General features: G+C 66.2%; 28 protein-coding genes and 2 tRNA genes. 22 read left to right on the top strand and 8 right to left on the bottom strand.

Features of this window, described 5'->3' with window-relative positions:
* Positions 1–65: 65 nt before the first annotated feature.
* The 3 genes from glpK to DIS04_RS02285 all read left to right on the top strand — a co-directional run bounded on the left by glpK (position 66) and on the right by DIS04_RS02285 (position 1840).
* Positions 66–1553 (top strand): glycerol kinase GlpK, encoded by a 1488-nt coding sequence (gene glpK, locus DIS04_RS02295; RefSeq protein WP_111412097.1) that lies wholly within the window; start codon positions 66–68, stop codon positions 1551–1553.
* Between the two features lie 115 nt (positions 1554–1668).
* Positions 1669–1745, top strand: a tRNA-Val gene (locus DIS04_RS02290).
* Positions 1746–1763: 18 nt separating this feature from the next.
* Positions 1764–1840: transfer RNA gene (locus DIS04_RS02285), tRNA-Val, on the top strand.
* A gap of 61 nt (positions 1841–1901) precedes the next feature.
* Here the strand turns inward: DIS04_RS02285 and DIS04_RS02280 are convergent.
* Entirely contained in the window at positions 1902–2420 is a 519-nt protein-coding gene (locus DIS04_RS02280; RefSeq protein WP_111412096.1) for a GAF domain-containing protein, read from the bottom strand.
* Between the two features lie 86 nt (positions 2421–2506).
* Here DIS04_RS02280 and DIS04_RS02275 point away from each other — a divergent pair, with 86 nt between their 5' ends.
* On the top strand, positions 2507–2806 hold the full coding sequence (locus tag DIS04_RS02275; protein WP_111412095.1) for an MTH1187 family thiamine-binding protein: 300 nt from the start codon (positions 2507–2509) through the stop codon (positions 2804–2806).
* A 78-nt stretch (positions 2807–2884) separates the two neighbouring features.
* Here the strand turns inward: DIS04_RS02275 and DIS04_RS02270 are convergent, their stop codons facing one another.
* The 3 genes from DIS04_RS02270 to DIS04_RS02260 are packed head-to-tail and all read right to left on the bottom strand — an operon-like array spanning position 2885 to position 5460.
* Positions 2885–3709: a MetQ/NlpA family ABC transporter substrate-binding protein gene (locus tag DIS04_RS02270; protein ID WP_111412094.1), complete on the bottom strand. Its 825-nt coding sequence runs from the start codon at positions 3707–3709 to the stop codon at positions 2885–2887.
* 25 nt (positions 3710–3734) lie between these two features.
* Positions 3735–4388 carry a methionine ABC transporter permease gene (locus DIS04_RS02265; protein WP_111412093.1) on the bottom strand — a complete coding sequence of 218 codons (654 nt, stop codon included), beginning with the start codon at positions 4386–4388 and terminating at the stop codon, positions 3735–3737.
* The gene (locus DIS04_RS02260; protein ID WP_111412092.1) at positions 4369–5460 is read right to left on the bottom strand and encodes a methionine ABC transporter ATP-binding protein; all 1092 of its coding nucleotides are present in this window, start codon (positions 5458–5460) and stop codon (positions 4369–4371) included. The genes DIS04_RS02265 and DIS04_RS02260 overlap by 20 nt, the downstream gene beginning before the upstream one ends.
* 433 nt (positions 5461–5893) lie before the next feature.
* On the opposite strand from DIS04_RS02260, the gene DIS04_RS02255 reads away from it, so the two are divergent.
* The 7 genes from DIS04_RS02255 (at position 5894) to DIS04_RS02225 (ending at position 11876) form a co-directional block, all read left to right on the top strand.
* Positions 5894–6523: a riboflavin synthase subunit alpha gene (locus DIS04_RS02255; RefSeq protein WP_111412091.1), complete on the top strand. Its 630-nt coding sequence runs from the start codon at positions 5894–5896 to the stop codon at positions 6521–6523.
* A gap of 211 nt (positions 6524–6734) precedes the next feature.
* Positions 6735–8027 carry a solute carrier family 23 protein gene (locus tag DIS04_RS02250; protein WP_111412744.1) on the top strand — a complete coding sequence of 431 codons (1293 nt, stop codon included), beginning with the start codon at positions 6735–6737 and terminating at the stop codon, positions 8025–8027.
* 22 nt (positions 8028–8049) lie between these two features.
* Positions 8050–8595, top strand: a complete 546-nt coding sequence (locus DIS04_RS02245) for an adenine phosphoribosyltransferase (RefSeq protein ID WP_111412090.1) — start codon at positions 8050–8052, stop codon at positions 8593–8595.
* 7 nt (positions 8596–8602) lie between these two features.
* Positions 8603–9082, top strand: coding sequence for a xanthine phosphoribosyltransferase (gpt, locus tag DIS04_RS02240; RefSeq protein ID WP_111412089.1), 480 nt, complete (start codon positions 8603–8605; stop codon positions 9080–9082).
* 15 nt (positions 9083–9097) lie between these two features.
* Positions 9098–9781 (top strand): uracil-DNA glycosylase, encoded by a 684-nt coding sequence (gene ung, locus DIS04_RS02235; protein ID WP_111412088.1) that lies wholly within the window; start codon positions 9098–9100, stop codon positions 9779–9781.
* Between the two features lie 117 nt (positions 9782–9898).
* Positions 9899–10528 (top strand): uracil phosphoribosyltransferase, encoded by a 630-nt coding sequence (gene upp / locus DIS04_RS02230; RefSeq protein ID WP_111412087.1) that lies wholly within the window; start codon positions 9899–9901, stop codon positions 10526–10528.
* A gap of 106 nt (positions 10529–10634) precedes the next feature.
* Complete coding sequence (locus DIS04_RS02225; protein WP_111412086.1) at positions 10635–11876, top strand: uracil-xanthine permease family protein; 1242 nt, start codon at positions 10635–10637, stop codon at positions 11874–11876.
* 63 nt (positions 11877–11939) lie between these two features.
* Here the strand turns inward: DIS04_RS02225 and DIS04_RS02220 are convergent, their stop codons facing one another.
* Complete coding sequence (locus DIS04_RS02220; RefSeq protein ID WP_111412085.1) at positions 11940–12521, bottom strand: cupin domain-containing protein; 582 nt, start codon at positions 12519–12521, stop codon at positions 11940–11942.
* Between the two features lie 140 nt (positions 12522–12661).
* Here DIS04_RS02220 and mobA point away from each other — a divergent pair, with 140 nt between their 5' ends.
* The 6 genes from mobA (at position 12662) to DIS04_RS02190 (ending at position 16651) form a co-directional block, all read left to right on the top strand.
* Positions 12662–13291 (top strand): molybdenum cofactor guanylyltransferase MobA, encoded by a 630-nt coding sequence (gene mobA / locus DIS04_RS02215; protein ID WP_111412084.1) that lies wholly within the window; start codon positions 12662–12664, stop codon positions 13289–13291.
* On the top strand, positions 13291–13875 hold the full coding sequence (mobB, locus tag DIS04_RS02210; protein ID WP_111412083.1) for a molybdopterin-guanine dinucleotide biosynthesis protein B: 585 nt from the start codon (positions 13291–13293) through the stop codon (positions 13873–13875). Before mobA ends, mobB begins: the two co-directional genes overlap by 1 nt.
* 52 nt (positions 13876–13927) lie before the next feature.
* Positions 13928–14737 (top strand): cyclic pyranopterin monophosphate synthase MoaC, encoded by an 810-nt coding sequence (gene moaC / locus DIS04_RS02205; protein WP_111412082.1) that lies wholly within the window; start codon positions 13928–13930, stop codon positions 14735–14737.
* Positions 14738–14742: 5 nt separating this feature from the next.
* Positions 14743–15201, top strand: coding sequence for a molybdopterin synthase catalytic subunit MoaE (moaE, locus tag DIS04_RS02200; protein WP_111412081.1), 459 nt, complete (start codon positions 14743–14745; stop codon positions 15199–15201).
* Complete coding sequence (moaA, locus tag DIS04_RS02195; protein WP_245904456.1) at positions 15194–16207, top strand: GTP 3',8-cyclase MoaA; 1014 nt, start codon at positions 15194–15196, stop codon at positions 16205–16207. The genes moaE and moaA overlap by 8 nt, the downstream gene beginning before the upstream one ends.
* Before the next feature lie 153 nt (positions 16208–16360).
* Positions 16361–16651: an H-NS family histone-like protein gene (locus DIS04_RS02190; RefSeq protein ID WP_111412080.1), complete on the top strand. Its 291-nt coding sequence runs from the start codon at positions 16361–16363 to the stop codon at positions 16649–16651.
* Between the two features lie 120 nt (positions 16652–16771).
* On the opposite strand, the gene DIS04_RS02185 is transcribed toward DIS04_RS02190, so the two are convergent.
* A complete protein-coding gene (locus tag DIS04_RS02185; RefSeq protein ID WP_111412079.1) occupies positions 16772–18355 on the bottom strand; it encodes a ribonuclease J in 1584 nt (527 codons plus the stop codon).
* A gap of 244 nt (positions 18356–18599) precedes the next feature.
* Here DIS04_RS02185 and purU point away from each other — a divergent pair, with 244 nt between their 5' ends.
* Both purU and DIS04_RS02175 read left to right on the top strand, forming a co-directional pair.
* A complete protein-coding gene (gene purU / locus DIS04_RS02180) occupies positions 18600–19454 on the top strand; it encodes a formyltetrahydrofolate deformylase (RefSeq protein WP_111412078.1) in 855 nt (284 codons plus the stop codon).
* A 20-nt stretch (positions 19455–19474) separates the two neighbouring features.
* Complete coding sequence (locus tag DIS04_RS02175) at positions 19475–20146, top strand: energy-coupling factor ABC transporter permease (RefSeq protein WP_111412077.1); 672 nt, start codon at positions 19475–19477, stop codon at positions 20144–20146.
* A 2-nt stretch (positions 20147–20148) separates the two neighbouring features.
* On the opposite strand, the gene dinB is transcribed toward DIS04_RS02175, so the two are convergent.
* Both dinB and lexA read right to left on the bottom strand, forming a co-directional pair.
* Positions 20149–21198, bottom strand: coding sequence for a DNA polymerase IV (gene dinB / locus DIS04_RS02170; protein WP_111412076.1), 1050 nt, complete (start codon positions 21196–21198; stop codon positions 20149–20151).
* Between the two features lie 16 nt (positions 21199–21214).
* Complete coding sequence (gene lexA, locus DIS04_RS02165) at positions 21215–21862, bottom strand: transcriptional repressor LexA (RefSeq protein ID WP_111412075.1); 648 nt, start codon at positions 21860–21862, stop codon at positions 21215–21217.
* Positions 21863–22060: 198 nt separating this feature from the next.
* Between lexA and DIS04_RS02160 the strand changes: the two genes are divergently transcribed.
* From DIS04_RS02160 to nagZ, 3 genes are all read left to right on the top strand, one after another.
* Positions 22061–22729: a TetR/AcrR family transcriptional regulator gene (locus DIS04_RS02160; protein ID WP_111412074.1), complete on the top strand. Its 669-nt coding sequence runs from the start codon at positions 22061–22063 to the stop codon at positions 22727–22729.
* A 1-nt stretch (position 22730) separates the two neighbouring features.
* Complete coding sequence (locus DIS04_RS02155; protein WP_111412073.1) at positions 22731–23249, top strand: L,D-transpeptidase; 519 nt, start codon at positions 22731–22733, stop codon at positions 23247–23249.
* A 111-nt stretch (positions 23250–23360) separates the two neighbouring features.
* Positions 23361–24374, top strand: a complete 1014-nt coding sequence (nagZ, locus tag DIS04_RS02150; protein WP_111412072.1) for a beta-N-acetylhexosaminidase — start codon at positions 23361–23363, stop codon at positions 24372–24374.
* Positions 24375–24389 lie beyond the last annotated feature (15 nt).

The following is a 24389-nucleotide window of genomic DNA, read 5'->3' as shown; positions in this document are numbered from 1 at the left end:
AGCATTGCGAACATTCTCCAGTACTCTTGATGATCATAAACGAACATACAACGACGGGACGTAACATGGCCGACTATCTCCTCGCCATCGACCAGGGCACCACCAGTTCACGAGCCATCCTCTTCGACCGTGGCGCCCATGTAGTGCGTGTGGCACAACGGGAATTTCCTCAGCATTTCCCCCATGACGGCTGGGTCGAGCACGATCCGCAGGATATCTGGGACACGGTGCTGGCCACCTGCCGGGAGGTGGTGAAGGAGTCGGGCGTGGCGCTGGACGCCATCGCCGGGATCGGCATCACCAACCAGCGCGAGACCACCCTGCTGTGGGACCGGGCCACGGGGCGCCCGCTCTACAATGCCATCGTCTGGCAGGACCGGCGAACCGCCGACATGTGCCAGCGATTGCGCGATGCGGGCCACGGCGACCTCGTCCAGGCGCGCACCGGGCTGCTGATCGACCCCTACTTCTCCGCCACCAAGCTGGGCTGGCTGCTGGATAATGTGGAAGGGGCCCGGGAGCGCGCCGAGCGCGGCGAACTCGCCTTCGGCACGGTGGACAGCTACCTGCTATGGCAATTGACCGGTGGCCGCGTCCACGCCACCGACGCCACCAACGCCTCGCGCACGATGCTGTTCAACATCCATACCCAGCAGTGGGACGAGGAGCTGCTCGCGCTGTTCGGCATCCCCCGGGGACTGATGCCACAGGTGCGCGACAGCAGTGACGACTTCGGTACCGCCCAGGCCCAGTGGCTGGGCACCGAACTGCCCATCGGCGGAGTGGTCGGCGACCAGCAGGCCGCGCTGGTGGGGCAGGCCTGCTTCGAGCCGGGCATGGGCAAGAGCACCTACGGCACCGGCTGCTTCATGATCGTCAACACCGGCGACAAGCCGGCGACCTCGCGCAACCGGCTGTTGACCACCGTGGCCTACCGCCTTGGCGGCACGCCCACCTACGCCATGGAGGGGAGCATCTTCGTCGCCGGTGCGGCCGTGCAGTGGCTGCGTGATGGGCTCAAGCTGTTCAAGGATGCCGCCGAGACCGAGGCCCTGGCCAAGCAGACCCGTGACGGCCACAGCGTTTACCTGGTACCCGCCTTCACCGGGCTGGGCGCGCCGCACTGGGACCCCAAGGCCCGAGGTGCGATCCTCGGCCTGACCCGGGATACCGGCATCGCCGAGATCGTCGCCGCGGGGCTGCAGGCGGTCTGCTACCAGACCCGCGACCTGCAGGCCTGCATGAGCGACGACATGGGAGTCCCGCCGGGCACGCTGCGCGTCGATGGCGGCATGGCGGCCAATTCCTGGCTGGTGCAGTTCCTGGCCGACATGCTGGGGGTGCAGGTCGACCGGCCCACGGTACTCGAGACGACGGCGCTGGGGGCGGCCTACATGGCGGGGCTGCGCTTCGCCTGGTACCGCGACCTGGAGGAGATCGCCGAACTCTGGCGCTGCGAACGCAGCTTTACGCCGAGCATGCCGGAAGCCGAGCGTGAGCGGCTTTATAGTGGCTGGCTCGAGGCGGTGCGGCGTGTAAAAAGCACTGCCTGAAGCTTGCAAAAGGCAGCGATATCGGTAAGATATGCATCCGTTGCCGCAGCGAAGATAGGGCGGTGACGCGCGGTTCGTCTCCTCGAGCAGGTGGCAGCCGCAGAAAGCCGGAAGCAGGACCATAGCTCAGTTGGTTAGAGCGCCACGTTGACATCGTGGAGGTCGGCGGTTCAAATCCGCCTGGTCCTACCAGCTTTCCCCATCGACTTCAGGACCATAGCTCAGTTGGTTAGAGCGCCACGTTGACATCGTGGAGGTCAGCGGTTCAAATCCGCTTGGTCCTACCAGACTTCCGCAACGCCTCGTGGCCAGTGCCACGGGGCGTTGCTGCTGTTGCGCTGTCCCACGCTACCGCTCTCCTCGCTGCCAGCCGTCGCTTGGTGACGGCGAAGCGAGGAACTCCGGCAACCGGGTGCGGGCGACGAATACCGCGACCAGCCGCTCGATGCCGGCCTGATCCTCGGCGCTGAAGCGGGCCTCGCGCGGGCTGTCCAGATCGAGCACGCCCCATAGCGTTCCCTGCCGCACGATCGGTATCACCAGTTCCGCCCTCGACGCCGCGTCGCACGCGATATGGTCGGCGATGGCGTGCACGTCGTCGATGCGCTGGACCTTGAGGCTGCGGGCAGCAGCGCCGCACACGCCCTTGGCGAACGGAATCGGGTTGCAGGCGGGCTTGCCCTGGAAGGGGCCGAGGGTAAGCAGCCCAGGCTGCCGCTGCAGATAGAATCCCGCCCAGTTGAGTTCCGGCAGCTCCTGCCAGAGGAAGGCACAGAACTGGGCGCTGTTGACCAGCCAGTCGTCACCGTCGAGCAGCGCCTCGAGCTGGCGGGCGAGTCGGACATAGTCGGTTGCGGCGATCGCCATGGAATCTCCTCTCAGGTTTGAAGTATGCGGATGGCGCCACTAGGTTGCGGGTAAGGATACCCGATGGTCGATCAGGAGGATTGAGTATGCATGTGGTTGCCGATGTCAGCGTGACCCCGATCGGGGCCGGAGCCTCGCTGTCGTCCCATATCGCCGCCTGCGAGGAGGTGATCGAGGAGGCCGGGCTCAAGTATCGCCTGCATGCCCATGGCACCAACCTGGAGGGGTCGTGGGAGAACGTGATGCGCGTCGTGCAGCGTTGCCACGAGGTGCTGCACGAGCGTGGCGCGCCGCGGGTGGACAGTGCGATCCGCATTGCCACCGCGAGCGACAAGGATCAGAGCCTCGAGGGGCGGATCGAAAAGGTCGAGCGCAAGGTCGGCTGAACGCCAGGCGACTGCACGCTGCCAACGGGCCGACGCCATGCGTCGGCCCGTTGCCGTCGGCACCTCGTGCCGGCGCGATCACTCCCAGCCGGGCACGGCGCCGCCGTCGAACAGCTCCAGCGCCTTGTCGGCAACTTCCTCGCTCTGGTAGGCCGAGACCAGTTGCTGGATCTCCTCGCGCTCCTCGTCGCCGGCGCGCACCGCGATCAGGTTGACGTAGGGCGATTCGGGCCCCTCCTTGAGCAGCGCGTCATCCAGGTGCAGGCCGGCCGGCTGGGCGAAGGTGTTGTTGATGAACGCCAAGTCGACGTCCTCCAGGACGCGCGGCAGCTGGGCCGCCTCGATCTCGCGGAACTGGAAATCGTGCGGGTTCTCGACCACGTCGACCGGTGTCGCCTCGAGGTTCTCGGGATCGTCGAGTTCCACCAGGCCGGCATTGTGCATCAGGATCATCGCGCGGCCACCGTTGGTGGGGTCGTTGGGCAGGGCGATGGTGGCGCCGTCGGGCAGCTCGTCGAGGCTCTCGTGCTTCTCGGAGTAGGCGCCGATGGGATAGACGAAGGTGTGCCCGGCCACGGCCAGGTCGTAGCCGCGATCGTCGATCATGCTCTGCAGGTAGGGTTCGTGCTGGAAGGCGTTGGCGTCGAGGCTGCCGTCGGCCAGCGCGGCGTTGGGCGAGACGTAGTCGGTGAACTCGACGATCTCGACCTCGAGATCGTAGCGCTCCTTGGCGATCTGGACCGCCACCTCCATCACTTCCGACTCGGGGCCGGACATGGTGCCGACCTTGATCGAGCGCGTCTCGGCGTCGTCGCCGTTGCCGCAGCCGGCGATCAGGCTGGCAGTGGCGAGAGTGCCGACGAGGGTGGCGGCGCCGAGCAGGCGGGGCAGGCTTGCTTGCATTGGGTCATTCTCCTTGGGTGTGGCGTCACTTGCGATCCGACTTGCGTACCAGATAATCCCCCAGGCTCTGGAAGCCCTGTACCATGACCACCAGGATGGCCACGGTGACCAGCATGATGGTGGGGTTGAAGCGGTTGTAGCCGTAGCGGATGCCCAGGTCGCCCAGGCCGCCGCCGCCTACCGCGCCGGCCATCGCCGAGTAGCTCACCAGGGTGACCACGGTAATGGTGAGCCCTGTGATGATGCCGCCGCGGGCCTCGGGCAGGAGCACCTTGGTGATGATCTGGTGCGGCGTGGCCCCCATCGACTGGGCGGCCTCGACGAGGCCCGGCGGTATCTCGTTGAGCGCGCCTTCCACCAGCCGCGCGACGAAAGGGATGGCGGCGAGGGTCAGTGGCACGACGGCCGCGTTGGTGCCGATCGAAGTGCCGACGATCATCCGCGTGAAAGGGATAATCGCCACCATCAGGATGATGAAGGGTATCGAGCGGCCGACGTTGGTCACCATGCCCAGTGCCTGGTTGAGTGCCGGGCGCGCGAGGATCTGGCGCGGGCGCGTGACGTAGAGCAGCACGCCCAGCGGGACACCGAACAGGGCAGAGATCACGCCGGACACGGCGACCATGTAGAGGGTGTCGAGGGTCGCCTGGAGGATCAGGTCAATCATCGCGCTGGACATGGCCGAGCACCTCCACGTGAAGATCATGGGTTTCGAGGTAGTCGATGGCGCGGCGGGTCTGCGCCGGCGAGCCGAGCAGCTCGGCGATCATCAGCCCCAGGGTGCGCTCCTGGATCGACTCGACCTTGGCCTGCAGGATGCTCACGTCGACACCGCACTCCCGCGCCAGGCGCGAGATGAGCGGCGTGGAGACCGCATCGCCCGAGAACGCCAGGCGCACTACCGGGTGGGTGCGCTCGCCCGGCGCCTCCTCGAGCCTCTCGACCAGCGCCTTGGGTGGCTCGAGCTGGAGAAAGTCGTTGAGGAACTCACGGCCGAGGCGTGTCCGCGGGGCGGTGAAGAAGTCGCCGACCTCGGCTTCCTCGACCAGTTCGCCGTCGGAGATCAGGCCGACCCGGTGGCAGATCGACTTGACCACCTCCATCTCGTGAGTGATCAGCAGGATGGTCAGGCCGAGCTTCTGGTTGATCTCGCGCAGCAGGGCGAGGATCGAGCCGGTGGTCTGCGGGTCCAGCGCCGAGGTTGCCTCGTCGCACAGCAGCACGCGGGGTTCGCTGGCCAGCGCCCGGGCGATGGCCACGCGCTGCTTCTGGCCGCCGGAGAGCTGGGCCGGGTACTGGCGCGCCTTGTCGGTCAAGCCGGTCAGCTCGAGCAGCGGCCGCACGCGCTCGCGGATGGCGCTGCGCCTCATGCCCATCAGCTCCAGCGGCAGGGCGACGTTGTCGAACACGCTGCGCGTGGTCAGCAGGTTGAAGTGCTGAAAGATCATGCCGATACGGTGGCGTGCCTGGTTGAGCTCGGCGGCCGAGAGGTCGGTCATCTCTTGCCCGTCGACCACGACGCTGCCACTGGAGGGGCGCTCGAGCAGGTTGACGCAGCGAATCAGGGTCGACTTGCCGGCGCCGGAGAGGCCGATGACGCCGTGGATGCTGCCCTGGGGGACGTGCAGGTCGACATTCTTCAGCGCCTCGATCGTCCTGGGCGGCTGGTCGCGCCGACGCGCAGCGAACGGCAGCCGGCCTGATGGGCTGGTGAGATGGTAGGTCTTGGAGACGTTGCGTAGCGTGATCATCTGGCTTCCTGAGAGGCCGTCCCGGAGGGGCGGGCGCAGCGGTCGCCGGGGCGGATGGCCGAAACGAAAAAAAGGCCACCCTGACGGGTGGCCATCAACGCTGGACACACCCTTTTAGCTGCACTTCACGTCGCGGGGCATGGAGTGTTCCATTTCCCATCGGCGTGGGCGCCCGCAATCCGGGTACAAATCGGCGCCTGAAATGTGATGGCGAATACTAGGACCAAAGCAGCATGCTGTCAATCCGCTGGTGTATGTTTGCATCCTTCGCGCCAGTTATCAGCAAGATTTCCTGAATTCTCTGTGCCGTGCATGGCTTCGTTCTGTCCAGCTGGCGCCACGCACTGCGCTGCCGATGGACGTTGCGGCCGCGTATTCTTACACTGCGAGCCCAATCCTTTCTCACCGCTGTCGCAACGGCCCAGGAGGCGTGATGTTCACAGGCATCGTACAGGGGACGGCCGAGGTCGTCGCCATCCAGGAAGCGGAGGCCTTCCGCACCCATGTGGTGAGCCTGCCCGAGCACTTGCGCGAAGGGCTCGCGCCCGGGGCCTCGGTGGCGCACAACGGCGTCTGCCTGACCGTCACCGCCATCGACGGCGAACGGGTCAGCTTCGACCTGATGCGCGAGACGCTGCGGGTGACCAATCTCGGTGCGCTGCGCGAGGGCGATCGCGTCAATATCGAGCGGGCGGCGCGTTTCGGTGACGAGATCGGCGGGCATGCCATGTCCGGGCACATCATGGCCATGGCCGAGCTGGTGGAGCTGGATCAGGCGCCCAACAACCGCCGGCTCTGGTTCGAGGTGCCCCATGCGCTGGGGCGCTTCCTGTTCGACAAGGGCTACATCGGGGTCGACGGTATCAGCCTGACCATCGGCGAGGTGCGGCGGGCCACGGCCGACCATGGCCCGCGCTTCTGCGTGGACCTCATACCCGAGACGCTGGAGCGCACCATTCTGGTCGATCGCGTGCCGGGCGAGCGGGTCAACATCGAAATCGATCCGCAGACCCAGGCCATCGTCGAGACGGTCGAGCGCGTGCTCGCCGCGCGCGGCGCTTGAGTCGCGGTTCAAATGACCGTTTCGTCAAGCCTGCGTTGGCGGCCGCGCTGGCGCTTGGCGCAGAGTTTGCTTATACAGAGCGAACCGTGCCGCGGCATGGCGTTCAGGGGCGGCCTCGCATCGTCGGCGGCCTTTGGGTACCATGTGCGGCTTTTCTCGCTCCCTGGCCGAATACCAGCCCTTGTGCGCAGGAATGCCAAAAATGAAGAACATGCTCGATAGACACTTCAAGCTGACCGAACACCACACCAGCGTGAAGACCGAGGTCATTGCCGGGATCACCACCTTCCTGACCATGGCCTACATCATCTTCGTCAACCCCAGCATTCTCTCCGAGGCGGGCATGGATTACGGCGCGGTATTCGTCGCCACCTGCCTGGCGGCCGCCATCGGCTGTCTGGTCATGGGCCTGTGGGCCAACTATCCGATCGCCCAGGCGCCCGGCATGGGGCTCAACGCCTTCTTCACCTATGGCGTGGTGCTCGGCATGGGCTATAGCTGGGAGGCGGCGCTGGGGGCGGTGTTCTTCTCCGGCCTGTGCTTCTTCCTGCTCAGCATCTTCAAGGTGCGCGAGTGGATCATCCACTCCATCCCGCTCTCCCTGCGCCTGGGCATCGCCGCCGGCATCGGCCTGTTCCTGGCCATGATCGCACTCAAGAACGCCGGCATCGTGGTGTCGGATCCGGCCACCTACGTGGCGTTGGGCGACCTCTCCGAACCCGCCGCGATCTACGCGCTGCTGGGCTTCTTTGCCATCACCGCGATGGCCTACCTCAACGTCACCGGCGCGGTGATGATCGGTATCCTCGGGGTCACGGTGGTCGCCATTATCCTGGGCCACAACGAGTACGGCGGGCTGATGTCGATGCCGCCCTCCATCGCCCCGACGTTCATGGCGCTCGACCTGGCCGGTGCGCTCGACGTGGCCATGCTCAGCGTGATATTCGCCTTTCTCTTCGTCGACCTGTTCGACACCTCCGGCACCCTGGTGGGCGTGGCGCACAAGGGCGGGCTGCTCGACAAGGAGGGCAAGCTGCCGCGCCTCGGCCGCGCCATGATGGCCGACAGCGGCGCCTCGATGGCCGGCGCCGTGCTGGGGACCTCGACCACGACCAGCTACATCGAGTCGACCGCGGGCATCGCCTCGGGCGGCCGTACCGGCCTCACCGCCGTGGTGGTGGCCGTGCTGTTCCTGGTCAGCCTGTTCTTCGCCCCGCTGGCCGGCTCGATCCCGGCCTATGCCACCGCCGGTGCATTGCTCTACGTCGCGGTGCTGATGGCCGGCAGCCTGTCCCACGCCAACTGGGACGACCCGACCGATGCCGCCCCCGTGCTGATCGCCGCGCTGGCCATGCCGCTGACCTTCTCCATCGCCGAGGGCATTGCGCTGGGCTTCATCAGCTACGCTGCTATCAAGACCCTCTCCGGCCGTTTCCGCGACCTCAACCCGGCGGTGGTCATACTGGCGATCCTGTTCGTATTGAAGTTCCTGTTCCTTGACTGACACTTCCGCACCGAGACCCGCGATGAGCATATACGGCGACTACATCAAGTCCGTGATCCGAACCGTCCCCGACTGGCCGCAGCAGGGGGTCAACTTTCGCGATATCACGCCGCTGCTGCAGAACAGCTCGGCCTTTCGCAAGCTGATCGACAGCTTCGTGCATCGCTACCAGGACATGGAGCTCGATGCGATCGCCGCCATCGACGCGCGCGGCTTCATCATCGGTGCGCCCGTCGCCTACGAGCTGGGCTGCAGCTTCGTGCCGGTGCGCAAGAAGGGCAAGCTGCCGTTTCGCACCATCAGCGAGACCTACACGCTGGAGTACGGACAGGCCGAGGTGGAACTGCACTCCGATGCGTTCCGCCAGGGCGACCGGATCCTGATCATGGACGACCTGATCGCCACCGGCGGCACCATGCTGGCCGCCGCCAAGCTCATCACGCGTACCGGCGGGCAGGTGGTGGAGACCGCCACCATCATCGACCTGCCGGAAATCGGCGGCTCGGCCAGGATTCGCGAGGCCGGCTTCGGGGTCTTCGCGGTCTGCTCCTTCAATGAGGACGAGTGACACCACCATGAGCAACGCCCGCTATCACCAGCACTTCACCGTCTCCTGGGACCAGTTGCATCGCGACGTGCGCGAACTCTGTCACCGTCTCGTCGAGCGCGACTTCAAGGGCATCGTCGCGATTACCCGCGGCGGCCTGATCCCGGCGGCGCTGATCGCCCGCGAGCTGAACGTGCGCCTGATCGACACCGTATGCATCAAGAGCTACGACCACATGGACCAGGGCGGGCTGGATGTCATGAAGGGAGTCGATCACGATGGCGACGGCTGGCTGCTGGTCGACGACCTGGTCGATACCGGCAAGACCGCGCGCAAGGTGCGCGAGATGCTGCCCAGGGCGCATTTCGTCACCGTGTATGCCAAGCCGGAAGGGCGGCCGCTGGTGGACCAGTACCTGACCGAGGTGGCACAGGACTGCTGGATCCAGTTCCCTTGGGACATGGGCGTGGCCTACGTCGAGCCACTGGTCGACCAGGTCAAGCGATAAGCGGGGCGGCTGCGCATGAGCTGTCCATTGACGGAGAGCTGGCAGCGCTGGCTGGGGAGCGAGTTCGACGCCCCCTACATGCGCGAGCTGCGCAATTTCCTGGCCGCCGAGAAGGCCGCCAGGAAGGTGATCTACCCGCACTCATCCAACTGGTTCCGGGCGTTCGACCTGACCCCGCTGGAGCGGGTCAAGGTGGTGATACTGGGGCAGGACCCCTACCACGGCCCCGACCAGGCCCATGGCCTGTGCTTCTCGGTGCGTCCCGGCGTGCCGACGCCGCCGTCGCTGGTCAACATCTACAAGGAGCTGGCCGCCGACGTCGGCTGCCAGCCGGTCGCCCATGGCAACCTGGAGTATTGGGCGCGGCAGGGCGTGCTGCTGCTCAACACCTCGCTCACGGTGGAGCAGGGCAATGCCGGCTCGCACCGCGGCAGGGGCTGGGAGGCCTTCACCGATCGCGCCATCGAGGTCGTCAGCGCCCACGCCGAACCCTCGGTGTTCCTGCTCTGGGGCAGCCATGCCCGGCAGAAGAAGGCGCTGATCGACACGGCGCGACATCGAGTGCTGGAATCCCCGCACCCGTCGCCGCTCTCGGCGCATCGCGGCTTCTTCGGCAATCGGCATTTCTCGCAGGCCAATGCCTTCCTCGTGGCAAACGGTCGCGAGCCGATCGACTGGCAACTGCCCGCCAGCCCTTGAGTCGTCGTGGCCAAGTGGCGGACATGCCTTAACCTGATCGCGGGTTGCAGGTAAAATGCGCGCGACTCGTCCATGCGACCAGGGTCGCCACTTTCATCCCACGCCGAGAGGTCCGTCATGAGCGTCCATGCCATTCAACATCCGCTGGTCCAGCACAAGCTGGGTCTGATGCGCGAAGCCGGCATCAGCACCAAGAGCTTTCGCGAGCTGGCCGGTGAGCTGGCCAAGCTGCTCACCTACGAGGCGACCAAGGACCTGGAGCTCGAGGAGCAGGATATCGACGGCTGGAGCGGCAAGCCGATTCCGGTGAAGCTGCTCAAGGGCAAGAAAGTGACCATCGTGCCGATCCTGCGTGCCGGCCTCGGCATGCTCGACGGGGTGACCGACCTGATACCGAGCGCCCGGATCAGCGTGGTGGGGCTCTATCGTGACGAGGAGACGCTGCAGCCGGTCCCCTATTTCGCCAAGTTCGCGGGCGACCTCGACGAGCGCCTGGCGATCGTCATCGATCCGATGCTGGCCACCGGGGGCACCATGGTGGCTACGCTGGACATGCTGCGTGAGCGGGGCTGCCAGCAGATGAAGGTGATCGTGCTGGTGGCGGCTCCCGAGGGCATCAAGCGAGTGCAGGACGCCTACCCCGACATCGAGATCTATACCGCCGCCATCGATGACCACCTGGACGAAAATGGCTACATCGTCCCTGGCCTCGGTGATGCGGGGGACAAGATCTTCGGCACCCGGTAGGCCGCAGGATACGGACGAGACGCCCCTGAGATTGCGATCCAGGGGCGTTTTTCTGGGCAGGATGCCTTCATTCGCACTTAACGACACAAGAGAAGGATGGCTTCCCATGAGCGAACACGTGGCGGCTGCGCAGGCGCCGACCGAATCCCTTGCCAGGGTGATCCTGACCGGGGCGCAGATGCTCTTCGTCGCCTTCGGTGCCCTGGTGCTGGTACCGCTGCTGACCGGGCTCGACCCCAGCGTGGCGCTGTTTACCGCCGGGCTCGGCACGCTGGTGTTTCACGGCGTGACCCGGGTGACCGTACCGGTCTTCCTGGCGTCGTCGTTTGCCTTCATCGCGCCGATCCAGGGCTCGGTGGCCAACTTCGGCGTACCCGCCACCATGGGCGGCCTGATGGCCGCTGGGCTGGTCTACGTGGCGATCTCGCAGGCGGTGCGCATGCAGGGCACCGCCTGGCTGCATCGCCTGCTTCCGCCGGTGGTGGTGGGGCCGGTCATCATGGTGATCGGCCTGGCGCTGGCGCCGGTGGCAGTGAGCATGGCCAGCGGCGAGACCAGCGACCACATCGACTACGGGCCGGCGATACTGCTGTCCATGGCCAGCCTGCTGGTGACGCTGGTGCTGGCGGTATTCGGCCGTGGCCTGCTGCGGCTGGTGCCGATCATGGGCGGCATCCTGGTGGGCTATGGCATGGCGTTGATGATGGGCCTGGTCGACTTCACGCCGGTGCGCGAAGCGGACTGGCTGGCCATGCCCTCGTTCACCGCGCCGAGCTTCCACTGGGCGGCGATCCTGTTCATGATCCCGGTGGCCATCGCGCCGGCCGTCGAGCATATCGGCGACATGATCGCCATCGGTTCGGTCACGCGCCGTAACTACCTGGAAAAGCCGGGGCTACATCGCACCCTGCTGGGCGACGGCCTGGCGACCTCCGCCGCGGCGCTGTTCGGTGGGCCGCCCAACACCACCTATTCGGAGGTGACCGGGGCGGTGACGCTGACCCGGGCGTTCAACCCGAAGATCATGGTGGTGGCCGCCTGCTTCGCCATCGGACTGGCCTTCGTGGCCAAGCTCGGGGCACTGCTGCAGACCATTCCCGGCCCGGTGATGGGCGGCATCATGACGTTGCTGTTCGGCTCCATCGCGGTGGTCGGCATGAACACCCTGGTGCGCGCCGGCCACTCGCTGACCGCACCGCGCAACCTCGTTGTCGTTTCGCTGATCCTGGTGTTCGGCATCGGCGGCATGCAGTTCGGCGGCGGCCAGTTCACCCTGCAGGGCGTGAGCCTGGCGGCCCTGGTGGGCATCGTGCTGAACTGGGTATTGCCCACCGCCGATGAGGAGTGACGTGACGCATAGCCTTGAGGGTTGTTTGAAACATCGGCAAGCGCAGCCAGTTTGCGGGCAAGCTCAGGCGTGATGCAGCTCCCTGCCGCCCTCGGAAAAGGTCGGCGGGGAGTTGGCGCTGACGATCACGCACTCCGCGTCGCTCACGTTGCGAAAGCGGTGGGGCAGGCGGGAGTCGAAGTAGTAGGCATCGCCGCTGCGCAGCAGCCGCGCTTCGCCGGCCACGGTGAGCTCGATCTCGCCGGCGACCACCACGCCGCCTTCCTCGCCGTCGTGCTCGAGCATCTCCTCGCCGGTATCGGCCCCGGGCGGGTAGCGCTCATGGATGATCGACATGCTGCGATCGGGGCGGCGTGCCGCCACCAGGCGCCACGACAGGTGGCCGTCGCCGATCTCGGTGAGCTCCTCGGCAGGGTAGAAGGCGCGTGGCGGGGAGGGTTCGTCGCCGGCGAAGAAGGCGCTGATCGATACCGGCAAGGCATCGAGGATCTTTTTCAGCGAACTCACCGAAGGACTGACGCTGTTCTGCTCGATCAGCGAGATGGTGCTGTTGGTGACGCCGGCTCGCTTGGCCAGTTCGCGTTGGGACAGCTTGCGTGTCTTGCGCAGCTCGCGCAGACGCGTCCCCACATCAAATCCTTCCATTGTCAGGTCCAGGTCGTTCGATTTGTTTGACGCATGATACCCGCTGCGGCCGTCATGCATAAGGTGACCCGGATCACGACAGCGGGCGATGGGCTCGCGGGCAATGGCACCGGCGTGCCGGCTGAGGCATCATGGAGGCTATGTCCGTTTCCCCCCTCAGCCGCGTTCCAAACCCGGCAACCGAGATCACCGGCCTGATCCTGGCCGGCGGGCGAGGTCGTCGCATGGGCGGGCGCGACAAGGGCCTGGAGCGGCTGGGCGGGCTGGCGCTGGTGGAGCACGTCCGGGCGCGTCTGGCGGGCAGGGTGGGCGAAGTGCTGGTCAGTGCCAATCGTCACCTCGAGAGCTATCGCCGCCTTGGCGATCGTGTCGTGAGCGATGCCGAGAGTGGCTTTCAGGGCCCGCTGATGGGCATCTACAGCGGGCTCCGTGCGGCCACCACTCCCTGGGTGCTGGTCGTGCCCTGCGACACGCCGGCGCTGCCAGCGGACCTGGTGGTTCGGATGGCGGCCGGCATCGACGATTGCCGCATCGCCGTGGCCCATGACGGCGAGCGCCTGCATCCGGTGGTGATGCTGCTGGAGCGTGCGCTGGCGGACGACCTGCGCGCCGCCCTCGCGGAGGGGGAGCGCAAGGTCGGGCGCTGGCTCGAGCGCCATGCCTGGGCCAGCGTGGACTTCAGCGATTGCCCCGCCGCCTTCGGCAATCTCAACACCGTACAGGACAAGCAGCGCCTGGAGAGGCGCCTGAACGAGGAGAGTCGACCCTGATGCCATCACCGCAGCATGCCCCGCTGACCCTTGACGAGGCGCTGCCGCTGCTCGGCATCGCCGCCTGGAGCGGGACCGGCAAGACAACGCTGCTCGAGGGGCTGTTACCGCGGCTGGCGGCGCGTGGGCTGCGTACGGCCGTGATCAAGCACGCGCATCACGCTTTCGACGTCGATCAGCCGGGCAAGGACAGCCACCGCCTGCGCCAGGCAGGAGCCGCGCCGATGCTGGTTGCCTCGCGGGCCAGGTGGGCCATGATGAGGGAAACGCCCGACCAGGAGGAGGCCGACCTGGCTCAGCTGATCGAGGTGCTGCGGCCGCAGCGTCCGGACCTGGTGCTGGTGGAGGGCTTCAAGGCCTGGCCCCTGCCCAAGCTCGAGCTGTACCGCGAGGCGTTGGGCAAGACGCTGCGCGTGGCCGAGGACCCGTGGATCCGGGCAGTGGCCAGCCAGCCCCCGGTGGCGGTGCCGGACGATGTCGATTGGCTCGACCTGGACGACGTGGAAGCCATCGCCGACTGGGTCGCCGCCTGGCCGTCGCGGTGGCCGGCCGAACGCGCACCCCGGGGCCCGTTCCCGACATGACCTTTCCTGACCACAGGACGCCGTGGCTCAACCGATTTCGAGGCTGCTTCACATGAATCTGACCCATCTCAACCAGCGCGGCGAGGCCCATATGGTCGACGTCGCCGACAAGGCCGAAACTCGCCGTGAGGCGACCGCTTCCGGTCATATCTTGATGAAGCCGGACACGCTGGCACTGCTGATCGATGGCGGCCTGCCCAAGGGTGACGTGCTGGCCACAGCGCGTATTGCCGGCATCCAGGCCGCCAAGCGCACCCATGAGCTGATTCCGCTGTGCCATGCGTTGCCGCTGTCGAAGGTGACGGTCGACTTTCATCTGGACGAGCAGAACTCCCGGGTCGAAGTGATCGCGACCTGCCGCCTCAAGGGGCGAACCGGCGTGGAGATGGAGGCATTGACGGCGGTCTCGGTGGCGTGCCTGACGCTCTATGACATGTGCAAGGCGGTGGACAAGGACATGGAGATCGGTGCCATCCACCTCGATGCCAAGCGTGGCGGTAAATCCGGTGACTACCAGCGCCAGCCAGGCGCCGCGATGACGCCGATCGTCACCGGCGAGGGTGCGGCGGGCCAGGTTTCGGTGGGCACTCGATGCGACATCGATTCACCCTGCGTCAGGGTCAAGTTTCTCGCCGAATTGCGTGAGCGGCTCGGGGTCAGCGACCTCACCCTGCCGCTGGACACCTTGCCGAGCACCGATGTCGGGGGGTTGAAGAGCGCCCTGGCAAAACGCGATGCTCGCTTTACGCGACTCGGCGAGGGGCGGGTGCTGTGCGCGGTGAATCAGGTCATGGCGCTGGACGCGACGCCGATCACCAACGACGATGAAGTGGCGTTCTTCCCACCGGTAACGGGAGGCTGAGCGGCATGATCCGGGTACAGGAGAGCGCCTTCGACCCAGGCAGCGAACAGCGGCAGCTGCTGGAGGGGCGTTCCGACATCGGGGCGGTGGTCAGTTTCACCGGGCTGGTGCGCGACTTCAACGAACGCCCCGACGTCAGCGCGCTGACGCTCGAACACTATCCAGGCATGACGGAAACCGCGCTGGGCGAGATCGTGGCGGAGGCGCAGGCGCGTTGGCCACTCCAGGGGGTTCGCCTCATTCACCGGGTTGGACGCCTCTCTCCGGGGGATCCTATCGTGTTGGTGGTGGTCGCCAGTGCGCACCGTCGCGCGGCCTTCGAGGCGTGCGACTTCATCATGGACTACCTCAAGACCCGCGCACCTTTCTGGAAAAAGGAGCATAGCAACACCGGGGACTACTGGGTTGCCGAACGGGAATCGGACCACCGGGATGCCAGCCGCTGGGAGAGCGAAAATGACTAAATCCCCTGAGACCCTGCCCACTGAATTGATCGATGGCTTCGGCAGGCGTGTACGCTATGTGCGGATCTCCGTGACCGATCGCTGCGATTTTCGCTGCGTCTACTGCATGAGCGAGGAGATGACCTTCCTGCCGCGGGCGCAGATCCTTACGCTCGAGGAATTGGGCATGGTGGCGCGTGCGTTCGTCGAGATGGGCGTGGAGAAGATTCGCCTGACCGGCGGGGAGCCTCTGGTTAGGCGTGGCATCGAGCAACTGGTCGAGCAGACCAGCGCGCTGCCCGGGCTGCGCGACCTGGCCATGACCACCAATGGGGCAGGGTTGGTCAAGCACGCCAGGCGCCTGCGCGAGGCAGGCCTGGGGCGACTCAACATCAGCCTGGACACGCTCGACGCCGAGCGCTTTCGCCAGCTGACGCGAACCGGCAGCCTTGACAAGGTGCTCGACGGGCTGCGGGCAGCACGCGAAGCCGGCTTCGAGCGGATCAAGCTCAACGCGGTGATCCTCAAGGGACGCAACGACGACGAGGTGCTCGACCTGGTCGACTTTGCGCGCTCCGAGGGCGTCGACCTGAGCTTCATCGAGGAGATGCCGCTGGGTGACGTTTCCGATCACTCTCGCGCCGAGACCTTCTGCTCGAGCGATGACGTGAAGGGCATCATCGAGCGGCGCCACGCGTTGATACCCACCGCCGAATCGACCCTCGGGCCTTCGCGCTATTACCGCATGAGCGACAGCGACAGTCGCATCGGTTTCATTTCGCCTCACAGCCATAACTTCTGCGCCAGCTGCAATCGCGTACGGGTCACGGCGGAAGGACGGCTATTGCTCTGCCTCGGCAACGAACACTCCGTCGATTTGCGCGCCGTGCTGCGGCAGCATCCGGGCGACCTCGAGGCTTTGAAGCGTGCCATCGTCGCTGCCTTGCCGCTCAAGCCCGAGCGCCACCATTTCACGACCGATGGCGATGTCCAGATCGTCCGCTTCATGAACATGACCGGCGGTTGATCGCCAACGAATAGGCCGCTATTGGTCGTACACTTCCTCGTAAAACGCCCTTGCGTTGATACGGACTTTTCTTGCCAATTCGGCAAATCGGCATATACTTTCGACGAGTGAGCCTCAAGGCTGACTCGTCGTTTTCTTGCATGGAGGAGGCCAATGTCCAGCGAAACCCTGGAGCGCATCGCCCGTAACAAGAACGTGGCCCGTGCCGCGGCTCGCCAGCTGAGCATGGAGCAGCTGCACAAGCTGTCCGATGTGATCGGCGAGGTTATCGAGCAGAAAAACGAAGAGGAGAAGCTCCGCAAACAGGAAGAAGCGGACAAGGAAAAGAAGCTGGCAGAGATCCGCGAGGCCATGAGTGATGCCGGCCTTTCCGTGGAAGATCTCGTGGGAGAACAGCCTCGCCGTCGGCGTGGTCGTCCGCCCAAGAATGCCAGCGGTTCGTGATCCCGCAGGGCACGAATCGTCTGCTCGCGCAACTCGGGTCGGGGCTGATGCACGATGTGTCACCCCCGACTCGCTAATGCCGGTTTTCCCGATATCGCTCCGGTGATGCTCATTGGGGCCTCAGCGGAAGGCCGGCACTTCCACGGCAATCAGCTGGAGATGAACGTCAGGTAATTGGCGCAGATGCTGCCCCAGCCAGGAAGTGATGAGGGGCTGCAGGGCGGTACGAAGCTCGGCCAGGGTTTCCGCCTCGACTTCCTCCAGACGCTCGTCGAGCCACTCGGTGAAGCTGTCTTCATCCATGGCGCTGACCCGATGCGCATCCATCATCAGGCGTCCGATGCGCGTCCAGCCGGTTCCTGTCGAGGCTACCGACAGGGCGAGATGCAGGATGCCATGGCGCGGCGATCCGCGCTCCGCGGTTAGCCCCGGCAGTGGCGTGACGGCGTCCTGACTGACGATGCAGGGTCGCTGAGGATGGCGCGACTCCAGCGTCAGCCCCTCACCATCGAGGCGAATCAGGTCGCCATTGACCGGCGCCAGCGGCGCCTCGATGCCCATCGACTCCGCCAGCTCCCGATGGGCCTGCTGGTGTCGCCGTTCGCCGTGGACCGGCAGCAGCTGACGCGGCCTGATCCAGCCATAGAAGGTGCGCAGCTCGTCCTGGGCGGGGTGGCCGGAGGCATGGAGTTCGGGGTGGTTGAATTCGTCCCATACCGCAACGTCGAGACGCCTCAGGGCATGCTTGAGGCGCTCGATCTGGTGCTCATTGCCGGGAATTGCCTTGGCCGAGAAGAGCACGGTGTCGCCGGCCATCAGCTCGAAACTGTGGTGCCTGCCATTGGCCAGGCGCGTCAGCGCCGCGCGTGGTTCGCCCTGGCTGCCGGTGGCAATCACCAGGACCTCCGCCGGTGGCAGGTAGCCGAGATCGCTGACCGGTACCAGCGCCGGCATGTCGTCCAGATACCCCAGGCCCCGGGCTACGGCGACCATGCGCTCCATGGCCCGTCCCATCAGGCTGACCCGTCGACCGCAGCGTTCGGCGGCGCGGGCCACGGCCAGGACCCGCGCCAGGTTGCTGGCGAAGCAGGTCACCACGACCCGACCCTCGCACTGGGCGAGGCGCTGCTCGAGCGCCCGGGCTACATCCCCTTCGCTGCGCGAGTGGCCCGGCATGGGGGCGTTGGTGGAGTCGCCGACCACCAGGTCCACCGGGGCCAGGGCACGAAACAGCGAACTCTGGACCGGCGGGCCTATCAGGGGCTCCGGATCGAGCTTCCAGTCGCCGGTATGCAGCACGCGGAAGTCGCCGACGGCAATCAGCAGGGCGCAGCTCTCCGGTATGGAGTGCGTCAGCGGCAGGTAGCGCAGGGTAAAAGGGCCGCTCTCCAGCGCTTCGCCAGGCTCGATCACGCGGATGGCGCCATCGGCGAGGCCACGTTCGAGGAACTTGGCCCGCAGCAGGCCGGCGGCCAGCGGCGTGGCGTACACCGGACATTGCCACCTCGGCCATAACCAGGCGACGGCGCCGATGTGGTCCTCGTGGCCGTGGGTGATGACCAGCGCCTGGGGGCGGATGCCAAGCGCCTCGGGGGTCTCGAGGCTGGGCACCTGCAGTGGCGCGTCGGGCAGGTCCTGGCGAATCATCATGCCGCAGTCGACGGCTATCCATGCATCCTCGTGCCCGTAGAGCCCCAGATTCATGCCGATCTCGCCGCACCCCCCCAGAGGCAGGAAGTGAAGCGGGGGGCGGCGGCGGGGGCGTATGGTGGCGTGAGTCGAATGCATCGGCAAATCATGACCAGACAATGGAAACTTCACTATACGGGAACGTCGCGACCCTTAACAACGCGATGCCGGCCGCGAGGGCGTGGGCGGGCGTGTCCCGGCTCGGCCGAGTTCGCTACAATGCGTGCTTCGCGTACACCGTTCCGCACCAGGTTGGCACATGTCCCACTATTATCGTCTCGTCGTTTCCTGCCCCGACCGCCGGGGCATCGTGGCCCGCGTTTCCGGCTTCATCGCCGGCCATGGCGGTTCCATCACCGAAGCCAGCCAGCACTCCGATCTCGAGGCCGGGCGCTTCTTCATGCGTTACGAGATCCTGGCCGACTCGATCGGCATGACCGCCGCCGAGCTGAAGGAATCCTTCGAGCCCGTGGCCCGCGAGTTCGACATGGACTGGGCGCTGCGCGACACCCGCCGCAGGCCACGCGTGGTGATTCTGGTCTCGCGCGAGTCGCACTGCCTGGTCGACCTGCTGTATCGCTGGACCGCCGGCGAACTGGAGGGCGACGTCGTCGGGGTGATCTCGAATCACGACGACATGCGCAGCATGGTCGAATGGCATGGTCTTCCCTACCACCACGTGCCCGTCGCCGCTGACGACAAGGGTGCGGCATTCGACGAGGTCGAGCGGCATGTCGAGGCGCTGGGGGCCGATACCGTGGTGCTGGCCCGCTACATGCAGATCCTGCCGCCGCGGCTGTGCCAGCGCTATGCGGGCAGGGTGATCAATATCCACCACAGCTTCCTGCCGTCGTTCGCCGGCGCGCGTCCCTATCATCAGGCCCATTCGCGGGGCGTCAAGCTGATCGGTGCCACCTGTCACTACGTGACCGAGGAACTGGATGCCGGGCCGATCATCGAACAGGACATACACCGCGTGAGCCACTGCCATACCCCGCAGGATCTGGTCCGCTTCGGGCGTGACGTGGAGAAGGCGGTCCTGGCGCGCGGCTTGCGCTGGCATCTCGAGGACCGGGTGCTGATCCATGGCAACAAGACCGTTGTCTTTGCCTGACTTCTCAGGGTAGGGCGGTAATGAGCTTCTCCGAGCCGATCCTGGCGCCTTGGCTGCTGGTCGTCTGCGGGCTCATCTCGCTGACGGTAATGGCGCTGGCGCTGGCGCAACGCCCCTGGCGGCCCCTGTTGGCCGACACGGGCTTGCAGCACCGCTGGCTGGCGGCGAGCTTGGCGGTCGTGCTGCTGTGGCAACTCCGGGCCCAGTCGGTCGACTGGTTGACCCTGCATCTGATGCTGACGGCATTGATGACGCTGATCTTCAAGGCGCCGCTGGCCCTGTTGACCAACCTGCTGGCCAATCTCTCGCTGGTCGTCCTGGGCAAGGCAGGCTGGCCTCTGCTCGGTGTCAATGTGTTGATCACCGGGCTGGTGCCGGTGATGGTCATGGTGGCGATATGGCGCATCGTCGATCGTTACCTGCCCGACAACCTGATGATCTTCCTCTTCGTGTGCGGTTTCTTCGGTGCGGCGCTGGCGACCCTGGGGACGGGGCTTGCAGGCCTGGGGCTGGTCATCATGGCGGCCACCGATCCCGAGGCAGTCTACCTGGCCAAGGAGTACGCCCTGTTCCTGCCGTTGCTGATGCCCTCGGAAGCCTTCATCACCGGCATGCTGCTCAGCGTGCTGATGGTCTACCACCCGGGCTGGGTCGCGACCTTCAACGACCACCGCTACATCGATACCAAGTGAGGCTAGAGGGGCAGGCTGAGCTGTCGCCTGGCGTCGTCCGGCACCAGGCGAACCCCGACCCCCAGCAGGCGCACCGGCCGCCGGCGCCTGGCCCAGGCCTGCCCCAACAGTGAGGTGAAGGTGGCGAGCGTGGGCAAGCCGCCACGGGCGTCGAGGGTGGTGAGAGAGAAGTCGTCGAAGCGCACCTTGACGAAGGTGCCGGCGACGGGCGGCTGGCCATGGCGGGACAGGCGTGCCTCGAGGCGCTCGCACAGCGGCGCCAACTGGGTATGGCAGTGGGCGATATCGGGCAGGTCGCTGGCGAAAGTGGTCTCCACGCTCACCGACTTGCGCTCGCGCTCGATGCGAACGGGGCGGTCGTCGATGCCGCGCGCCAGCTCGTACAGGCGCTTGCCGAACTTGCCGAACTCCTGCAGCAAACGCTCCAGTGGCAGACGCTGCAGGTCATCGCAGGTGGCGATCTCAAGTGCCTGCAGGCGCTTGGCCGTGGCCGGCCCGACCCCGTGCAGCTTGGTCACCGGGAGTGCGCGCAGGAAGGCGTCCACCTGGGAGGGGGCGATGACGGTGAGGCCGTCGGGCTTCTCCCAGTCGCTGGCAATCTTGGCCAGGAACTTCGCCGGGGCAGCGCCCACCGAGACGGTGATGCCCACGCGCTTGAGGCTCTCCTCCTTGAGCCAGCGCGCCATCCAGGTGGCGCTGCCGGAGAAGCGGCTCACGTCGGTGACGTCGAGAAAAGCTTCGTCCAGCGACAGCGGCTCCACCAGCGGCGTCAGTTCGTGGAAGATGGCGAGCAGCTGCCGCGAGGCCTCGCGATAGCGGTCGAAGTCGCCGGGCAGCAGGGTGAGGTGGGGGCACAGGCGCAGCGCCCGTGCCGTCGGCATGGCGGAGTGTATGCCGTAGGCGCGGGCCGGGTAGTTGCAGGTGGCGATGACGCCGCGGCCCTCGGCGCTGCCGCCTATCGCCAGCGGCACCTCGCGAAGCGCCGGGTTGTCGCGCATCTCCACCGCGGCGTAGAAACAATCGCAATCGGCATGCAGAATCTTGCGGCTCATGGTGAAACGCCAGCTGTTATCCCAAAGCCTGGCCGTTGCCGCCACGTATGACACCCACTCCGATCCCCTCGATCTCGAGCGCCTGGTGGCGGAGGTCCACCTCGATCGGGGCGAAGTCGATATTCTCGGCCTCCAGCACCACGCGATGCCCCTGGCGGTGGAAGCGCTTGACCGTGACATCGTCCTCGAGCCGTGCCACCACGATCTGTCCGTCGCGCACGCGATCGGTGCGATGCACGGCCAGCAGGTCGCCCTCGAGGATGCCGGCATCCTTCATCGACAGGCCGCGAACCTTGAGCAGGTAATCGGCGCGCGGAGTGAAGAAGTCCGGGGGCAGGGGACAGTAGCGGTCGATATGCTCGGCGGCGAGGATGGGGCTGCCGGCGGCCACTTCGCCGATGATGGGCAAGCCTTCGGCGCTCGGCTCGCTGACGACGCTGTCGGCTTCCTGGGCCGGCAGTCGAATGCCGCGCGAAGTACCGCGAATCACCCGTATCACGCCCTTGCGCTCCAGCGCGCGCAGGTGTTCCTCGGCGGCATTGGGCGAGCGGAAGCCCAGCGCCCGGGCGATCTCGGCACGCGTGGGCGGGTAGCCGAGTTCGTGCATGGTCTTGACGATGAAGTCGAAAACGTTCTGCTGTCGCGAGGTGAGGGGGCGTGTCATGACGAACTCCAGTGGCGAGACGGCCGTATTGGTCAAGTATACAGCATGGAAGCCCATACAGTAAAAGCGTGACCTGCAGCACCCGCGTCGCCCTGCATGCCGTTTAAAACGCTCTCAGGTTGCATTACGTTGTGGGATGAAGCGTAATAGCGTAGACTTTTGTAATGTTTTAAACAGATGTTTTCAGTGGATCCGATCATGGCCCAGACCGATACCGTCACGCGTATCCTCGATACCGCCGAGGTGCTGTTCGCCGAGCGCGGCTTCGCCGAGACCTCGCTGCGCACCATCACCAGCAAGGCGCGCGTCAACCTCGCCGCGGTCAACTACCACTTCGGCTCGAAGAAGGCGCTGATCCAGGCGGTATTCTCGCGCTACCTCGATCCCTTCACCGTACGTTTCCATCATGCCCTCGACGAACTCGAGGCGCGTCACGCCGGGGGCGTCATTCCCCTGGAGGAACTGCTCGAGACCATGGCGCGCACCGTGCTCGAGGTGCCCGCCGAGAAGCACAGCCTGAAGGTCTTCATGAAGCTGCTGGGGCTGGCCTACAGCCAGGCCCAGGGGCACCTGAGGCGACACATCCAGGAAGAGTACGGCAGCGTCTTCACCCGTTTCACCGAGCTGGTGCGGCGGGCCACCCCGGAGCTGCCCGATGCCGAACGGTTCTGGCGGCTGCATTTCGTCCTCGGCACGGTGATCTTCACCCTGTCCGGGCTCGATGCGCTGCGCGACATCGCCGAGAAGGACTACCACGAGCACGTCTCGGTGCGCGACCTGATCCGGCGCCTACGCCCCGTGGTGGTCGCCGCCATGAACGCGCCTCTGCCGCCGCCTCCTGCCGTGCAGGCGGCCAGGGCGAGCTGAGATGCGCACCCCTCGATTGGAGACGTTACCGCCCCGCGACGGATGCTGGTTCGAAGTTGACATCGGGCGCCAGTGCCTGGCCCAGTGGCAGGGTGACAGACGCCTGCTGGAGTGGCCCGTATCGACGGCCCTGGCGGGAACCGGCCAGCGAGAGGGGAGCGGCCGTACGCCGCTGGGCTGGCACTATGTGCGGGCGGCGATCGGCGCCGGGCAGCCAAGCGGTGCCGTGTTTCGCGGTCGTCGCCCCACCGGCGAGGTCTACAGCGAGGCGCTGGCCGAGGCCCATCCGGGGCGCGACTGGATCCTGACCCGCATCCTGTGGCTGTGTGGACTCGAGCGCGACGTCAATCGTGGCGGCGACGTCGATTCCCAAAGACGCTATATCTATGTACACGGCACGCCGCCGGATCAGCCGATGGGCGAGCCTCGTTCACACGGCTGCATTCGCATGCGCGACGCGGCGCTGCTCGAAGTCTTCGCGCTGGCGCCGCCGGGAACTCCCGTCTGGCTGCACGAATGACGCCGTAGGGCGCATACGACGCGAGTAGAATGCGCTGTGACATGGGTGGCTGTTGCCGTAGGCGGCTTTGGTCTAGAATCAGCTCCCTTTCATGCCCCAAGGACACCGACCATGACCCAGACCCTCGGCCCGGTGATGCTCGATCTGGAAGGCACCGCGTTACGTAAGGAAGAGCGCGCGCTGCTCGAGCGCCCCGAAGTGGGGGGCGTCATCCTGTTTGGCCGCAACGTCGAGCATGCCCGACAGGTGCGCGAGCTTTGCGACGCCATTCGGCGCGTTCGCCCCGAGCTGCTGCTGGCCATCGATCAGGAAGGCGGTCGTGTACAGCGGCTGCGCCAAGGGGTGACACGCCTGCCCGCCATGGGGCGGATCGGCCGCGACTACGCAGCCACGCCGGAAGTGACCCTGAGGCTGTGCCTGGATGCCGGCTGGCTACTCGGCATGGAGATGGCCGCCTGCGGGCTTGATCTCAGCTTCGCCCCGGTGCTCGATGTCGATACCGGCATCTCCAGCGTGATCGGAGACCGCAGCTTCTCCTCCGACCCGCGCGCGGTGGCGGCCATGGCCGGTGCCTTCATCAGCGGCCTGCACGAGGCCGGCATGGCAGCGGTGGGCAAGCACTTCCCCGGCCACGGCAGCGTGGCGGCGGATTCCCACCTGGAGCTGCCGATCGACGAGCGTCCCCTCGAGGCGTTGCGCCAGCACGACCTGATACCCTTCGCCGAACTCGCCTCCCGGCTCGACGGGGTGATGCCGGCCCACGTCATCTATTCCGCCTTCGATTCGCGCCCGGCGGGTTTCTCCGGTAGCTGGCTGGGCCTGCTGCGTGAATCGCTGGGCTTCAAGGGGACCATCTTCTCCGACGATCTCGGCATGGCGGGTGCCGGCTTTGCCGGTGCCCCGGGGGAGCGTGCGCTGGCGGCGCTGAATGCCGGCTGCGACATGGTGCTGGTGTGCAACGACCGCGCCGCCGCGCTCGAGGCGCTGGAGGCCTGCCAGGGTCGGAGCACACGCCCGACGGCGCGCCTGCGCTATGGTCGGGCACGCCCCGACATCGATGCGCTCGAGGCACTGGGGCGTTGGCGGCGTGTGCACGCACGGCTCGAAGCCATGGCTTCGCTCTGACCTGTCTGTCGATTT

Origin of the sequence: Billgrantia lactosivorans (genome assembly GCF_003254665.1) — a bacterium.
In the GTDB taxonomy this organism is placed as follows: Bacteria; Pseudomonadota; Gammaproteobacteria; order Pseudomonadales; family Halomonadaceae; genus Halomonas; species Halomonas lactosivorans.
The sequence above is the reverse complement of the archived record's forward strand: the minus strand, read 5'-3'. Positions and strand labels throughout refer to the sequence as shown.

Bases quoted from the DNA above. Each gene is read 5' to 3' on its own strand.
- glpK (WP_111412097.1), top strand. From the start codon at position 66: ATGGCCGACTATCTCCTCGCCATCGACCAGGGCACCACCAGTTCACGA.
- DIS04_RS02280 (WP_111412096.1), bottom strand. From the start codon at position 2,420: ATGGCGATCGCCGCAACCGACTATGTCCGACTCGCCCGCCAGCTCGAG.
- DIS04_RS02275 (WP_111412095.1), top strand. From the start codon at position 2,507: ATGCATGTGGTTGCCGATGTCAGCGTGACCCCGATCGGGGCCGGAGCC.
- DIS04_RS02270 (WP_111412094.1), bottom strand. From the start codon at position 3,709: ATGCAAGCAAGCCTGCCCCGCCTGCTCGGCGCCGCCACCCTCGTCGGC.
- DIS04_RS02265 (WP_111412093.1), bottom strand. From the start codon at position 4,388: ATGTCCAGCGCGATGATTGACCTGATCCTCCAGGCGACCCTCGACACC.
- DIS04_RS02260 (WP_111412092.1), bottom strand. From the start codon at position 5,460: ATGATCACGCTACGCAACGTCTCCAAGACCTACCATCTCACCAGCCCA.
- DIS04_RS02255 (WP_111412091.1), top strand. From the start codon at position 5,894: ATGTTCACAGGCATCGTACAGGGGACGGCCGAGGTCGTCGCCATCCAG.
- DIS04_RS02250 (WP_111412744.1), top strand. From the start codon at position 6,735: ATGCTCGATAGACACTTCAAGCTGACCGAACACCACACCAGCGTGAAG.
- DIS04_RS02245 (WP_111412090.1), top strand. From the start codon at position 8,050: ATGAGCATATACGGCGACTACATCAAGTCCGTGATCCGAACCGTCCCC.
- gpt (WP_111412089.1), top strand. From the start codon at position 8,603: ATGAGCAACGCCCGCTATCACCAGCACTTCACCGTCTCCTGGGACCAG.
- ung (WP_111412088.1), top strand. From the start codon at position 9,098: ATGAGCTGTCCATTGACGGAGAGCTGGCAGCGCTGGCTGGGGAGCGAG.
- upp (WP_111412087.1), top strand. From the start codon at position 9,899: ATGAGCGTCCATGCCATTCAACATCCGCTGGTCCAGCACAAGCTGGGT.
- DIS04_RS02225 (WP_111412086.1), top strand. From the start codon at position 10,635: ATGAGCGAACACGTGGCGGCTGCGCAGGCGCCGACCGAATCCCTTGCC.
- DIS04_RS02220 (WP_111412085.1), bottom strand. From the start codon at position 12,521: ATGGAAGGATTTGATGTGGGGACGCGTCTGCGCGAGCTGCGCAAGACA.
- mobA (WP_111412084.1), top strand. From the start codon at position 12,662: ATGTCCGTTTCCCCCCTCAGCCGCGTTCCAAACCCGGCAACCGAGATC.
- mobB (WP_111412083.1), top strand. From the start codon at position 13,291: ATGCCATCACCGCAGCATGCCCCGCTGACCCTTGACGAGGCGCTGCCG.
- moaC (WP_111412082.1), top strand. From the start codon at position 13,928: ATGAATCTGACCCATCTCAACCAGCGCGGCGAGGCCCATATGGTCGAC.
- moaE (WP_111412081.1), top strand. From the start codon at position 14,743: ATGATCCGGGTACAGGAGAGCGCCTTCGACCCAGGCAGCGAACAGCGG.
- moaA (WP_245904456.1), top strand. From the start codon at position 15,194: ATGACTAAATCCCCTGAGACCCTGCCCACTGAATTGATCGATGGCTTC.
- DIS04_RS02190 (WP_111412080.1), top strand. From the start codon at position 16,361: ATGTCCAGCGAAACCCTGGAGCGCATCGCCCGTAACAAGAACGTGGCC.
- DIS04_RS02185 (WP_111412079.1), bottom strand. From the start codon at position 18,355: ATGAATCTGGGGCTCTACGGGCACGAGGATGCATGGATAGCCGTCGAC.
- purU (WP_111412078.1), top strand. From the start codon at position 18,600: ATGTCCCACTATTATCGTCTCGTCGTTTCCTGCCCCGACCGCCGGGGC.
- DIS04_RS02175 (WP_111412077.1), top strand. From the start codon at position 19,475: ATGAGCTTCTCCGAGCCGATCCTGGCGCCTTGGCTGCTGGTCGTCTGC.
- dinB (WP_111412076.1), bottom strand. From the start codon at position 21,198: ATGAGCCGCAAGATTCTGCATGCCGATTGCGATTGTTTCTACGCCGCG.
- lexA (WP_111412075.1), bottom strand. From the start codon at position 21,862: ATGACACGCCCCCTCACCTCGCGACAGCAGAACGTTTTCGACTTCATC.
- DIS04_RS02160 (WP_111412074.1), top strand. From the start codon at position 22,061: ATGGCCCAGACCGATACCGTCACGCGTATCCTCGATACCGCCGAGGTG.
- DIS04_RS02155 (WP_111412073.1), top strand. From the start codon at position 22,731: ATGCGCACCCCTCGATTGGAGACGTTACCGCCCCGCGACGGATGCTGG.
- nagZ (WP_111412072.1), top strand. From the start codon at position 23,361: ATGACCCAGACCCTCGGCCCGGTGATGCTCGATCTGGAAGGCACCGCG.